At 74.8% G+C, this 13,490-nt stretch carries 10 protein-coding genes; all 10 read left to right on the top strand.

The window, feature by feature from the left end:
* Positions 1-13: 13 nt before the first annotated feature.
* The 10 genes from ACGF13_RS09205 (at position 14) to ACGF13_RS09160 (ending at position 13,435) form a co-directional block, all read left to right on the top strand.
* Positions 14-586 carry a HEAT repeat domain-containing protein gene (locus ACGF13_RS09205; protein WP_392870849.1) on the top strand — a complete coding sequence of 191 codons (573 nt, stop codon included), beginning with the start codon at positions 14-16 and terminating at the stop codon, positions 584-586.
* Entirely contained in the window at positions 586-1,233 is a 648-nt protein-coding gene (locus ACGF13_RS09200) for a hypothetical protein (RefSeq protein WP_392870846.1), read from the top strand. Before ACGF13_RS09205 ends, ACGF13_RS09200 begins: the two co-directional genes overlap by 1 nt.
* Positions 1,230-1,583 (top strand): hypothetical protein, encoded by a 354-nt coding sequence (locus ACGF13_RS09195; protein ID WP_392870843.1) that lies wholly within the window; start codon positions 1,230-1,232, stop codon positions 1,581-1,583. Before ACGF13_RS09200 ends, ACGF13_RS09195 begins: the two co-directional genes overlap by 4 nt.
* 55 nt (positions 1,584-1,638) lie before the next feature.
* Complete coding sequence (locus ACGF13_RS09190) at positions 1,639-2,733, top strand: hypothetical protein (RefSeq protein ID WP_392871651.1); 1,095 nt, start codon at positions 1,639-1,641, stop codon at positions 2,731-2,733.
* A gap of 75 nt (positions 2,734-2,808) precedes the next feature.
* Entirely contained in the window at positions 2,809-3,318 is a 510-nt protein-coding gene (locus ACGF13_RS09185; protein ID WP_392870840.1) for a phage baseplate assembly protein V, read from the top strand.
* 14 nt (positions 3,319-3,332) lie between these two features.
* Positions 3,333-3,665: a hypothetical protein gene (locus tag ACGF13_RS09180; RefSeq protein ID WP_392870837.1), complete on the top strand. Its 333-nt coding sequence runs from the start codon at positions 3,333-3,335 to the stop codon at positions 3,663-3,665.
* Positions 3,662-4,126: a GPW/gp25 family protein gene (locus tag ACGF13_RS09175; RefSeq protein WP_392870834.1), complete on the top strand. Its 465-nt coding sequence runs from the start codon at positions 3,662-3,664 to the stop codon at positions 4,124-4,126. Before ACGF13_RS09180 ends, ACGF13_RS09175 begins: the two co-directional genes overlap by 4 nt.
* Positions 4,123-7,446, top strand: a complete 3,324-nt coding sequence (locus ACGF13_RS09170; RefSeq protein ID WP_392870831.1) for a putative baseplate assembly protein — start codon at positions 4,123-4,125, stop codon at positions 7,444-7,446. The genes ACGF13_RS09175 and ACGF13_RS09170 overlap by 4 nt, the downstream gene beginning before the upstream one ends.
* Positions 7,443-11,207 (top strand): putative baseplate assembly protein, encoded by a 3,765-nt coding sequence (locus ACGF13_RS09165; protein ID WP_392870828.1) that lies wholly within the window; start codon positions 7,443-7,445, stop codon positions 11,205-11,207. The genes ACGF13_RS09170 and ACGF13_RS09165 overlap by 4 nt, the downstream gene beginning before the upstream one ends.
* Entirely contained in the window at positions 11,204-13,435 is a 2,232-nt protein-coding gene (locus ACGF13_RS09160) for a hypothetical protein (protein WP_392870825.1), read from the top strand. Before ACGF13_RS09165 ends, ACGF13_RS09160 begins: the two co-directional genes overlap by 4 nt.
* Positions 13,436-13,490 lie beyond the last annotated feature (55 nt).

The raw sequence follows: 13,490 nt of genomic DNA, 5'->3' as shown, positions 1-13,490 counted from the left end.
GAGGAAAGCTGCAATGACCCGATCGTTCACCCGTCTGGTTCTCCGGCCCGAATTCACCGAGCACGACTTCAAGCTGGTCATCTGGGACCTGTACTGGACCCTCCTCGACCTCGGACGAAAGGAGGACGGCGCCGTCATCGCCAGCTGGCTCACCCCGGACGGCAGCGCCGAGGTGCACTACGTCGACGACGGGAACATCGGCATGCGGTACGCCACGATCCGGGGCGACGGCACGGCCGACGCGGAGGCCGAACTCCGGCCCCGCTGCCGGGTGTGGACACTCGACGAGGCCCTCACCGCGCTGCGCCGGGCATCCGACCGGAACGACCGGCTCGTCGCGCTCTACGCCGCCGCGCTCACCGCCGAAGGACCGGAGGACCCGTCGGTGGTCGAGGCCTTGGCCGACGCCGCCCGGGACGACGATCCGGGAGTCCGGCAGGCAGTGGTGCTCGCGACGGGGTACCTCCCCTGGCCCGGCCTGGTGGCCCTGGTGGAGCAGCTGAGCCGGACGGATCCGGTGGACCACGTCCGGCACAACGCCCAGGTCCTGTTGGAGGGGCTGGCCCGACCGGAGGACGGCTCCTGATGACCGGGTACGCGGACGCCCCCAGGCCGATCAGGGCCGGGCTGGTCATCGTCGACGCGTTGCGGGGGACGCCGCAGCGGGTGGTCGTGCTGCAGTTCAATCCGGACAGTCTGGAGCGGTCGTTGGCTCCGCAGGTGGCGGGGGCGGACGGGAGTGGGGACCGGACGGAGGCGTTGCGGTTGAAGGGGCCGGCGGTGGAGACGTGGAAGTTCACCGCGGAGCTGGACGCGACGGACCAGTTGGAGGTGCCGGCGCCGAACGGCATCCATCCGCAGTTGGCCGCGCTGGAGTTGCTGGCGCAGCCGGCCAGTTCGCAGTTGCGGGCGAACCAGGCGCTGGCGGCGGTGGGGACGCTGGAGATCACGCCGGTCGAGGCGCCGCTCACGCTGTTCACCTGGGGCGGCAAGCGGATCCTGCCCGTGCGGTTGACCGAACTCACCATCACCGAGGAGGCGTTCGACATCGATCTGAACCCGATCAGGGCCACCGTCGCCATCGGCCTGCGCGTCCTGACCGTCAACGACCTGCCGGCCGGGCACCGCGGGGCCGAGCTCTACCTGGCGCACCTGGTGCAGAAGGAGCGGCTGGTGGGCACCGCGGCCGACGGGCGGCTGAGCGCGCTCGGCCTGGGTGGGGGGCTGCGGTGACCGTCGACCAGCCGTTGAACGCGCTGCCCGCGCCCTCGCCGTACCCGCCGACCAGCCGGTACCACGACGTCCCGGTCGCGTTGTACACGGAGCCGGACGGGCGGCAGGTGCCGTACCTGAGGCGGCGGTTGCTGCCGAGCCCGGACGGCCTGACCCCGCTCGCCGAGCACGTCGTCGGTGCGGGCGACCGCCCCGATCTGCTCGCGTACCGCTACCTCGGCAGCGCCGACCAGTGGTGGCGGATCGCCGACGCCAACCCGGTGCTCGATCCACGGGAGTTGACCGCGACGCCGGGCAGGCGGATCACCGTGGCGCTGCCGGGCGGGGTGCCGGGGGTGGGGAGTGTCTGAGGCCTCGGCCGTCACGGGGGGCGGGTCGGTCGGGTCGATCCACCTCACCCTGCTGATGGGCCCGCAGATCCCGGTGCCGGTGCCGCAGCCGGTGACCGACGCCCTGCTGTCGGCGCAGGTCACGGTGGCGTCCGGGCAGCGCAGCGGGTTCCAGCTGGCCTTCGACCTGTCGAAGCGGGGGCTGATCAACACCGCGCTGCTGCCGGGCGGCTTCTTCGATCCGAAGATCAGGGTGGTGCTGATGGTGGTCGTCTCGGGCACCCCGAGCGTGCTGATGGACGGTGTGATCATCCGTCAGGAGGTCGGCATCAGCAACCAGCCCGGCCAGTCCACGCTCACCGTCACCGGCGAGGACCTGACGGTGCTGATGGACCTGGAGGAGCAGGCCGGCGTGCCCTTCCCGGCGATGTCCCCGGCGGCCCGGGTCGCCGCGATCATCGGAAAGTACGGGCAGTACGGGATCGTGCCACTGGTCATCCCGGAGCTGGTGCCGCAGACGCCGATGCCCACCCGGCGGATCGACTTCCAGAAGGGCACCGACCTCGGGTACGTCAACGAGCTGGCGAAGGCCAACGGCTACGTGTTCTACCTCGACCCCGGCCCGGTCCCCGGGACGAGCCGCGCCTACTGGGGGCCGGAGAACCGGCTCGGCGTCCCGCAGCACGCGCTGAACGTGAACATGGACGGGCTGTCCAACGTCGACCAGCTCACCTTCGCCCTCGACGGGACCGCCCGCGAGGAGCCGGAGGCCCGCATCCAGCTGCCCGCGACCAAGGTCTCCGCGATCCTGCCGGTGCCGGAGGTCAGCATCCTGCGCCCGCCGCTCGCGCTCAGGCCCGCGCCGGCGCTGAAGAAGAAGGTCATCGCCGACACCGCCAAGAAGGACACCTCCCAGGCCGTCGCCGAGACCATCGCCCAGGCGATGCAGTCGGCGGACGCCGTCTCGGGCTCCGGCCAGCTCGACGTCGTGCGGTACAGCCACGTCCTGCGGCCGCGCGAGCTGGTCGGAGTGCGCGGCGCCGGGCTCACCTATGACGGCCTGTACTTCGTCAAGAGCGTCACCCACAACCTCAAGCGCGGCTCGTACACCCAGAACTTCACGCTGGCCCGCGAGGGCCTGATCGCCCTCCAGCCGACCGTCGTCCCGTAGCCGTCCCCTAGCCACCCCACAGCCACACCACAGCCGCCCCACAGCCGTCCCGATCGACTGCCAGGAGTTGCCAGCATGGCCGAACCGACCCGCTACCTCGGCAAGTTCCGGGGAACGGTGGTGAACAACGTCGACCCGCTCGGGATCGGCCGCATCCAGGCGCAGGTGCCCGACGTGCTGGGCGACGCCGTGTCGACCTGGGCGATGCCGTGCTTCCCGGTGGCCGGCCCGGGCATGGGGCACTACGCCGTTCCGCCGGTCGGGGCGGGCGTGTGGCTGGAGTTCGAGCAGGGCGACCAGAGCTACCCGATCTGGACGGGCTGCTGGTACGGCTCCGCCTCGGAGGTCCCGGTGGAGGCGAGGACGGGCCCGCCGGGAGCGCCGAACGCGGTGCTGGAGACCTCGGGGCGGCGGGTGATCATCCTGTCCGACGATCCGACCACGGGGATCACCCTTCGCACGCCGAGCGGGGCCTCGATCGTGATCAACGACTCGGGCATCCAGATCAGCAACGGCCAGGGCGCCTCGATCTCGCTCGTCGGCGCCACCGTTTCCATCAACCAGGACGCCCTGAGCGTGACCTGACGGGGGAGAGACTCGTGCCCGGAAATCTGCTGCACGTCAATGCGACGGTGACCTGCCCGCACGGCGCCCAGGCGACGGCCCGGCCCGCCCAGGCCCGGGTGCTGGTCGCCGGCCAGGCCGTCACCAGTACGGCCGACCCGTACACCGTGACCGGCTGTCCGTTCACCGTGGCCGGCAAACCGCAGCCCTGCGTCACGATCCACTGGGTGGTGCCGTCCGCCCGGATCCGGGTGAACGGCTCCCCCGCGCTGCCGCGGTCCGCCGTCGGGCTGTGCCAGAGCGCCGAGCAGGTCCCGCAAGGGCCGCCGATCGTGACCGTCGTCCAACAGCGGGCGGAGGGGGTATGAGCACCACACAGCACGCCACGCACTCCGGGTACGACGGGAACACCGGGAACGCGGGCCACGCCGTCGAGCCGGCGAGTCCGCCGCCCGGCCCCGCCCGGACGGACCTCGCGTTCCCGTTCCGGATCGACAGCCGCGGGCGCACCGCCGAGGCCGGGTACGACGACCACGTGCGGGACCTGATCGAGCAGTTGCTGTTCACCAGCCCCGGCGAGCGGGTCATGCACCCCGACTTCGGCTGCGGGCTGCTCGACCTGGTCTTCGCGCCGAACAGCCCGGAGCTGGCGGCCACCCTGCAGATGTCCGTCCAGGCGGCGCTGCAGCGGTGGCTCGGCGACGTGATCGAGGTCGTCTCGCTCGACGTGGAGAGCGAGGACAACGTGGTGCGGGTCGAGCTGGCGTACGTCGTGCGCCTGACCGGTTCGCAGCGGCAGGACGTGTTCGAGGGCGGGGTGGCGGCATGACCGGCCAATCCGAAGTGACCGGCCGATCCGAGACGACCGGGCAGCCCGCGGTCCGGTGCGGGACCGAACTGCGTCGCGCCGACGTGCGCGCGGCCCGGCTGCTGGGCCTGGACGGCGCCGAGCCGGACGACGACAGGCGCACCCTGAGCGTGACCTTCCTCGGCCGGGCGCCGGACGAACTCGGCCCGGAGAACATCCGCGTCGACGGCGGCCGGCGGATCACCGGCCTGCGCGCCCTCGCGGTCGACATCGAGCGCGCGGACGACCCGGAGCTGGACGACCGGATGCTCGTCACCCTCGACCGGGCCGGCGACACCTCCCGCTACCGGCTGACCGTGGTCGAGGCGGACGCCTACGGCCGCCCGGGCACCCGCCCGTACCCGGGCTTCGACCCGAGGTACGCGAGCACCGACTTCTCCTTCGGCGCCGACTGCCCCTCGCCCTACGACTGCCGCACCGAGGAGAGCTGCCCGCCCTCCCTGCGGCCGGCCCCGGTCATCGACTACACCGCCCGCGACTACGAGAGCATGCGGCGGCTCGTGCTGGACCGGATGAGCCTCACCACCACCGGCTGGACCGAGCGGCACCTGCCGGACCTCGGCGTCACGCTGGTCGAGCTGCTCGCCTACACCGCCGACCAACTCTCCTACCAGCAGGACGCGGTGGCCACCGAGGCCTACCTCGACACCGCCCGCCGCCGGGTGTCGGTGCGCCGGCACGTCCGGCTGATCGACTACGCCGTGCACGACGGCTGCAACGCCCGGGCGTTCGTCGCGCTGGAGACGGACCGCCGGCTCACCCTGCCGCGGGGCACCTTCCGCTTCGCCGCCGTCGACGTCAGCCGGCTCGGCCCGCAGGAACGCCCGCAGCCGTCCACGGTGATCCCGGACGAGGAGCTGGACACGCTCGCCCGGACCGCCGCCGTCGAGGTGTTCGAACCGCTCGGCGGGGCGGACCTGGTGCTGTACCCCGCGCACAACACCATCCGGTTCTGGACCTGGGGCGACCAGGACTGCGTCCTGCCCGCGGGCGCGACCTCCGCCACCCTGCGCGACGACTGGCACGACGACCGGTACGGCCACCACCCCGAGGTCGAACGGCACCGCGACCGCCCCGAGGCCGACCGGCACGAAGCCGACCACCCCGAGGCCGGCCGCTCGCGGCACCGCACCCGGCACCTGGCGCTGCGCCCCGGCGACCTGCTGGTCGTCGAGGAGGTGCTCGGCCCGCGCACCGGCGCCGCCGCCGACGCCGACCCCGCGCACCGCCAGGCCGTCCGCCTCACCTCCGTCACCCCCCTGGTCGACGAGCTGTACGAGCAGCCCGTCGTCGAGGTCACCTGGGCGCCGGAGGACGCGCTCTCCTTCCCGGTCTGCCTGTCCACCCACGGCGGGAGCGACTGCGGCCCGATCGCCGACGTGAGCGTCGCCCGCGGCAACGTCGCCCTGGTCGACCACGGCCGCTCCCTCACGTTCTGCGGCGGCGCCCCGGAGACCTTCACGGTGCCGCCGGAGCCGGTCCGGGTCGCGCCCTGCGAACCGGACGGCTGCGGCTGCGGCTGTGCGGACCGCACCGAGGGCAGCCCCGCGGCGGAGGCCGTCCACGGGCTGCTCGACCGGACCCGGGCCGGCCGCCAGCTCGGCCCGGAGCAGGTCCGCGAGCTGTACGCGCTGCTCGGCGAGCCGGCGGTGCGGCGGGCCGGGCTGGGCATCCAGCTGGCGCCGGGCGCGAGCGCGGAGGGCGAGGACGGCCAGGGGGCGGAGGTCGAGCCGCCCACCGCCGACGCCCAGGCGGCGGCACTGGAGACGCTGCTCGACCAGACCCGCTACCCCGTCCTGCCGCAGCCCTTCCGCCCGCTGCTGCGCCACGCCCCGGTCACCCAGGCGGCCGCCTACCCGGACCTGGCGCACGTCTGCGCCCGGCAGGCCGCCCTGCTCGCCGGCATCCCCGAACGGGTCCGGCAGCGGCTGGAGGAGCTGTGGCACCGGGCGAGCCGCGGCCACGACCTCTCCCGCGCCGAACTCGCCGAGCTGACCGTGCTGTTCGGCGCCCAGGTGGTGCACGCGCTGCGCCTCGCCGACCGGCCCGCCGCCGGGCTGCGCGAGCTGCTGGCCCGCCGCGGCCGGCTGCTCGTCGCCAAGCTGCGCCGCCTGGAGGTGCTCACCGCGCGCGCCCGCGCCGGCGGGATGCTGCGGCGCTCCGGCGTCTGGGAGGTCGCCCAGAGCTGGGGCGCCCGGTACGCCTCCGGGCTCGCCGCCGACTCCCCCGCGCTGGCCGGCCCGGCGAGCGGCGTCGCCGTCCAGGACCCGCGCGCCGCGCTGCCCGCCGTCCGGGCCGCCGTCGACGGCCAGGAGTGGACGCCCCGCCGGGACCTGCTCGCCGACGGCCCGCGGGAGCGGCACTTCGTGGGCGAGTCCGAGGACGACGGCCGTCTCGCGCTGCGCTTCGGCGACGGCCGCCACGGCCTGCCGCCCGCGCCCGGCGCGCTGCTGCGGGTCGCGTACCGGATCGGCAACGGCACGGCCGGGAACGTGGGCGCGGAGGCCATCAACCGCCTGGTGGTCTGCCAGGACGAGCCGCCCTGCCCGACGGGGCGCGGCCCCGCCACCCGGCCGGGGGACGCGGTGCTGCGGGTCCGCAACCCGCTGCCCGCGACCGGCGGTGTCGAGCCCGAACCGCTCGACCAGGTACGGCAGTCGGCCCCGCTCGCGCTGAGCCGCACCCGGCTGCGCGCCGTCACGGCCGCCGACTACGCGGAGCTGGCCGCCGCCCTGCCGGGCGTCCGGCGGGCCGCCGCCGAACTGCGCTGGACCGGCAGCGTCCAGGAGGTCCACGTCGCCGTGGAGCCGTACGGGCAGGCCACGGCCGACCCCGCGCTGCTGGAGGCGGTCGGGGACGGCCTGGAGGCGTACCGGCGGATCGGCCACGACCTGGTGGTCCGCCCGGCCGTGCTGGTGCCGCTCGACCTCGAACTGCGGATCTGCGCCGCCGCCGGCCACCAACGCGGCCACGTCCTGGCCGAGTTGCGCCGGGTACTGGGCAGCCGCGCCCTGCCGGACGGCCGCGTCGGCTTCTTCCACCCGGACGCGCTGGGCTTCGGCGACCCGGTGCGGGTCTCCCGGCTGGTGGCCGCGGCCGCCGCCGTACCGGGCGTGGTCAGTGCCCAAGTCACCAGGTTGCGGCGGCAGTTCGGGCGGGACGACGGCGAGCTGGCGGACGGGCTGCTACGGCTCGGCGCGCTGGAGGTCGCCGCTTGCGACAACGACCCCGACCGGCCGGAGAACGGCCGGCTCTCGATCGTGATCGGAGGTGGCCGATGACCGGCCAGTGCACCTGCGGCTGCTCGGGCACCGCCACCGCGACCCCGGCCCCGCTGTTCAACCCGCCCGGGCTGGACGCCGTCGGCTACCGCGTCGGCCGCTACGGGGAGTTCCTCGACAGCCTGCTCGCGCGGCTGTCCGGCCCCGCCTACCCGGCGCTGCGCGACCTGACCGTCCGCACCCCGGACGACCCGGCGATCGCCCTGCTGGACTCCTGGGCCGTGCTCGCCGACGTGCTCACCTTCTACTCGGAGCGGATCGCCAACGAGGGCTACCTGCGCACCGCCACCGAGGAGGACTCGCTCACCCTGCTCGGCCGACTGGTCGGCCACCGGCCCCGGCCCGGGGTGGCCGCCGACACCTACCTCGCCTACACGCTCGACCACGACCCGCGGGCCGTCGAGGACCCGACCGTGGTCGTGCCGCGCGGCGCCCGCAGCCAGAGCGTCCCCGGCCCCGGCGAGGACCCGCAGTCCTTCGAGACCGCCGAGGACCTCCCCGCCCGCTCCGCCTGGAACGAGCTGACCGTGCTGCGCCGCCGCCCGTACCAGCTGACGCCCGGCCAGCTGAACCCCGGCGGGCGCGCCGAGCTGTTCGCCGCCGGCACCGCCAACAACATCAGGCCCGGCGACCGGCTGCTGTTCGTCTTCAGCGCCGACCGGGCCGCCGACCCGGTCCACCGGGTGCTGCGGCTGGTGCCCGAGGTGCGGATCGACCGCGAGAACGACGTCACGGTGATCGGCCTGCCCCGGGACCTGCGCACCCTCAAGGACCTGCGCGCCGAACTGGCGGACTGGATCACCGTCTCCGAGAACGCCCCCAACCCCCGGCCCGGGCGCAGCCGGATCGTCCGGGACTTCGACGAGCAGGTGCTGGCCCCGCTGCGCGCCGACCTCGACCTGCCGTCCGGTCCGCTGAGCACCCCGGCGGACTTCGCCGACCGGCTCGTCCCGGTGACCGCCCGGGCGGCCGAGGCGGCCGAACTGGCCCGCTCCCAGCAGCCGGTGGCCGACTGGTTCGGGCGTCTCGGCGACGAACTGACCAACCTGCGGGACCGCGCCCACCAGCTGGAACCGCCGCAGGCCCCCGAGCGGCCCGCGCCCGGCCCGGGCGGCCCCGGAGCCGCCGACCCGGCCGTCCGCGGACTCGGCTCGCTGCTGGCGGCGCTGCGCACCGCCCCCACCAGGCCCCCGCTCAGCGCCCGGGACCTCGCCCGCGACCCCCAGCGCCTCTTCGCGCCCGGCTCGGACCTCGGCGCCCAACTGCTGTCCGCGCTCGACCCCCGGCTGCGCGACGGCCTCTACCCCGCCTGGCGGCAGGTCGACCTGACGGCGCCGCTCGCCGTGCACGAGATCCAGGCGATGCGGGTGGTCGCCACCCCGTTCGGCGCCACCGCGCCGCTCAAGCCCGTCTACGGCGACGACGGCCGGATCGACCGCTACGTGGACTGGCCGCTCGCCGGCAGCACGCTGATCGGCGTCCGGGTCACCTTCGACACCACCGGCACCGTCCCGAAGACCGCCGACTTCACGTACGTCGAGGCCGGCAGCCTGGTGCACAGCGGCATCTCGCTGCCCTGGGACCACACCTTCCCGTTCGGCCCCGGACAGGTCCAGGTGGTCACCACCGAGCCGCCGCCTCCGCCACCGCACCTGCGCGCCGCCGTGCCCGCTCCGGACGCGGAGCCCGGGGTCAGCGCCCGGTTCCTGGCGAAGCTGCCCGAACGCACGGTCTTCGTCTCCCGCCCGCAGGACGACGGCCGCGTCCACGTGACGGTCGACGGCGGTCCCGGCGCCGCGCTCGACTACCGGCTCGACCCGGGCCAGGAGAAGACCGGCGAGTCCGGCGAGCTGAACGTCCGGGTGCACCGCTACCCCGGCACCGACCAGTCGACGCCCGCGGTCGAGGTCGTGTTCACCACCAAGCTGCAGCCGGTCTCCGGCACGGTCCTCACCCTCGACGCCGTGTACGACCAGATCGCGCCCGGCAGTTGGGTGGTCGTCCAGCGCCCGCGCAAGGGCCTCGACGGCGGCATCCCGGGCAGCCGCGACCTCGCCGAGGTCATCACCCGGGTGACCGACGTGCGGGTGATCTCCCGCGCCGACTTCGGCATCACCGGCAAGGTGACCGAACTCTCCCTGCAACAGCCCTGGTTGGACGACAAGGATACCCAGCTCTCGGACATCAGGGACGCCACCGTCTACGCCCGCGGCGAGTCGCTGCGGCTCGCCGACGAGCCCGTCACCGAGGAGGTCCACGGTGACCGGATCGAACTCGCCCGGCTCTACGACGGGTTGACCCCGGGGCGGTGGATCGCGGTCGGCGGCGAGCGGACCGACATCCCGAACACCACCGGCGTCCGGGGCACCGAACTGGCCATGATCGCCGGCGTCGAGCAGGGCGTCGACCCGCGGCTGCCCGGGGACACCGTCCGCACCACGATCACGCTCAGCGCCCGCCTCGCCTACCGCTACCGGCGCGACACCGTCCAGGTCCTCGGCAACGTGGTGCGCGCCACCCAGGGCGCCACCCGCGACGAGGCCATCGGCAGCGGCGACGCCGGCGTCCCCGGCCAGCGCTTCGCCCTCTGGCAGTCGCCGCTCACCTGGCTGCCCGCCGACACCCCCAGGGGCGCGCAGAACACCCTGGAGGTCCGGGTCGACGGGGTGCGCTGGCACGAGGTCGACAGCCTCGCCGGACGCGGCCCGGACGAACGGGTCTACGTCACCGCGACCGCGAGCGACGGCCGCACCACCGTCACCTTCGGCGACGGCGTGCACGGTTCGCGTCTGCCCACCGGCCGGGAGAACGTCCGCGCCCGCTACCGGATCGGCATCGGCGAGTCGGGCAACGTCGGCGCCGGCCGGATCACCCAGCTCACCACCCGCCCGCTCGGCGTCTCCGCCGTCGTCAACCCGCTGCCCGCCACCGGCGGCGCCGGCCCGGACGGCCCCGGCCTCGCCCGGCGCAACATCCCGCTCGCCGTCACCGCCCTGGACCGGCTGGTCTCGGTGACCGACTACGAGGACTTCACCCGCTCCCGGGCCGGCATCGGGCGGGCCGGCGCCACCCGGCTCTCGGACGGCCGGCGGGAGCTCGTCCACGTCACGGTGGCCGGGGTGGACGACATCCCGCTCACCGCCGACTCCGACCTGATCCGCACCCTGCACTCCTCGCTCACCGCCTACGGCGACCCGAGGCTGCCGGTCGAGGTCGCGCTGCGCGAACTCGTCCTGCTGGTCGTCGCCCTGAGCGTGAAGGTCGACCCGGACCACTCCTGGGACCTCGTCGAACCGGCACTGCGCCGCGCCCTGCTCGACCGCCTCGGCTACGCCGGACGCCAACTCGGCCAGAGCGCCCACCAGTCCGAGGTCCTCGCCGTCGCCCAGGCCGTCCCCGGCGTGGACCGGGTCGACGTCGACGCCTTCACGGGCGTGCCCGGCAGCCTCACCCCCGAGGGCCTGGAGCGGCTGTCCGACCTGCTCGCCCAACCGCAGCCGACCGTCCCGGCCCGGCTCGCCCGCTTCGAGGAGCAGCGCTACCGGGTGAAGGACCCCGCCGGGGAGTCCCTCACCGACATCGCCGCCCGGGGCGGCATCCCCGTCGCGGAGCTGCTGCGCCTCAACCCGGACGTCACCGACACCCGCCCGCTGCCGCCCGGCCGGGTGCTGACGGTGTTCCGCGGCATCCGCCCGGCCCAACTCGCCATGCTGTCGCCGAATCTGCCCGACACGTTGATCCTCAAGGAGGTCCGCTCATGACCGACCCGAGCGGGCGGGACCCGGACGCACTGCTGGAGCTGCTGCCGCAGTGGCACCGGATGCGGGACGCCGACGCGGGCGAGCCGCTGCGCGCCCTGCTGGCCGTCATCGCCGAGCAGGTCGACGTCGTCCGCGGCGGCATCGAACAGGGCTACCGGGACTGGTTCGTGGAGACCGCCGCCGACTGGGCCGTCGCCTACCTCGGCGACCTGGTCGGCTACCGGATCCTGCCCGGCTACGAGGAGGTGCTCGCCACCGGGCTGCACGGCGGTGCCTCCCCCGAGCGGGCGGCGGCCCGCGACCGGCTCGCCGCCCGGCTGGCGCCGCGGCGCGACGTCGCGAACACCGTCGCCTACCGCCGGCGCAAGGGCACCCTGGCCCTGCTGGAGGAACTGTCCTCCTCGGTCGCCGACTGGCCGGCCCGGGCCGTGGAACTCTCCCGGCTGCTCGGCGAAACCCAGCCGGTGCGGCTGCTGCGCCCGGACGAGGGGCCGGCCGACCGTCAGCGGCTGGGCCGGGGCCGACTGGTCGACGTGCGGCGCGGCGCCGAGCTGGACCTGCTCGACGGGCCCTTCGACGGGCAGGCGCACACCGCCGACGTCCGCCGCGCCGCCTCCGCCCGCCGCCAGGGCGGCCGCACGCCGGCCGGTGTCGCCCTGTACGTGTGGCGGCTGAAGCCGTACCCGGTCACCCGGGCGCCGGCCTACTGCATCGACCGGGCCAGGAACCTCTTCACGTTCTCGGTCCTCGGGAACGACGCCCCGCTGGTCACCCGGCCCGAGCCGGAGCCGTCGGCCACCCACCTCGCGGCGCTCGACAACGTGCCGGCACCGATCCGGCGCCGGCAGCTGGCCGAGCGCCTGGCCGACTACTACGGGCCCGGCAAGAGCTTCGCCATCCGGCGCGACGGCGCCCAGGAGCCGGTCCCGCCCGCCGAGATCACGGTGGCCGACCTGACCGACTGGGCGTACCGGCCCAAGCGCGGCCAGGTCGCCGTCGACCCGGTGCTCGGCCGGATCGCCTTCGGCGCCCGATCCGCCCCGCGCCGCGGCGTCTGGGTCGACTACCACTACGCGTTCGGCGACGACACCGGCGGCGGGGAGTACCCGCGCGACCGCCCGCAGACCCCGGGACGGACGGTCTACCGGGTCGGCCCCGGCGGGCCGTACGAGCGGATCAACGACGCCTACCAGCAGTGGCGCGCCGACCAGCAGGACGGCAACGCGGGCGGCGCCGCCGTCATCGAGATCACCCACAGCGGCGCCTACCAGGAGCAGCTGGACTTCGACCTGGAGACCGACGACCGCCTGGAACTGCGCGCCGCCGAGGGCGCCCGGCCGGTGATCCGGCTGCTCGACTGGTACAGCAACCGGCCGGACGCGCTCAACGTCCGGGGCGTCAGCCCGGGCGGGCGGCTGGTCCTGGACGGCCTGCTGGTCACCGGCCGCGGGGTCAACGTCACCGGGCCGCTCGCCTCCGTCACCCTGCGGCACTGCACCCTGGTGCCGGGCTGGTCGCTGGAGCCGCACTGCGAACCGCACTCGCCGCAGGAGCCCAGCCTCGTGCTGGACCACACCACGGCCTGCGTGCGGATCGAGCGCAGCATCCTGGGCTCGATCCAGGTCGTCGGCGACGAGGTGGACGACGACCCGCTGGAGATCCACCTCAGCGACAGCATCCTGGACGCCACCGGGCACCGGCGGCCGGCGCTCTCCGGGCCCGACTGCGAGCACGCCCACGCACTGCTGCACGCCCACCGCTCCACGGTGGTCGGCGAGGTGCACACCCACGCGGTGCCGCTCGCCGAGGACTGCGTGTTCACCGGGCCGCTGCGGGTGGCCCGCCGCTCGCTCGGCTGCCTGCGGTTCTGCTACGTCCCCCCGGGCTCGCGCACCCCGCGCCGGTACGAGTGCCAGCCCGACCTGGTGCGCTCGGCGGTGACCGGGCTGGTCGAGCGCGGCGAACTGCACCCGGCACAGGCCGCCCGGCTGCGCGACGTGGAGGCCCAGCGGGTCCGCCCGCTGTTCACCAGCCTCCGCTACGGCACACCCGACTACGGCCGGCTTGCCGCCGGGTGCGCGCCGGAGATCACCCGCGGCGCCGAGGACCGCTCCGAACTCGGCGCCTTCCACGACCTGTTCCAGCCCCAGCGCGAGGACAACCTGCGGGCGCGGCTGGCCGAGTACACCCCGGCGGGCACCGACGCCGGGATCTTCTTCGTCTCCTGACGCCCGACCGCTCCCGCCCGACCAGTGAATGCGCTCGACCAATGACTGTGAGAGG

This window comes from Kitasatospora sp. NPDC048286 (assembly GCF_043201735.1).
In the GTDB taxonomy this organism is placed as follows: Bacteria; Actinomycetota; Actinomycetes; order Streptomycetales; family Streptomycetaceae; genus Kitasatospora.
This window is presented reverse-complemented; position numbering and strand designations above follow the sequence as displayed.

What these genes read in the sequence shown, in the direction of transcription:
- ACGF13_RS09160 (WP_392870825.1), top strand. Translation starts at nt 11,204, where the DNA reads ATGACCGACCCGAGCGGGCGGGACCCGGACGCACTGCTGGAGCTGCTG.
- ACGF13_RS09175 (WP_392870834.1), top strand. Translation starts at nt 3,662, where the DNA reads ATGAGCACCACACAGCACGCCACGCACTCCGGGTACGACGGGAACACC.
- ACGF13_RS09165 (WP_392870828.1), top strand. Translation starts at nt 7,443, where the DNA reads ATGACCGGCCAGTGCACCTGCGGCTGCTCGGGCACCGCCACCGCGACC.
- ACGF13_RS09170 (WP_392870831.1), top strand. Translation starts at nt 4,123, where the DNA reads ATGACCGGCCAATCCGAAGTGACCGGCCGATCCGAGACGACCGGGCAG.
- ACGF13_RS09190 (WP_392871651.1), top strand. Translation starts at nt 1,639, where the DNA reads ATGGGCCCGCAGATCCCGGTGCCGGTGCCGCAGCCGGTGACCGACGCC.
- ACGF13_RS09200 (WP_392870846.1), top strand. Translation starts at nt 586, where the DNA reads ATGACCGGGTACGCGGACGCCCCCAGGCCGATCAGGGCCGGGCTGGTC.
- ACGF13_RS09185 (WP_392870840.1), top strand. Translation starts at nt 2,809, where the DNA reads ATGGCCGAACCGACCCGCTACCTCGGCAAGTTCCGGGGAACGGTGGTG.
- ACGF13_RS09205 (WP_392870849.1), top strand. Translation starts at nt 14, where the DNA reads ATGACCCGATCGTTCACCCGTCTGGTTCTCCGGCCCGAATTCACCGAG.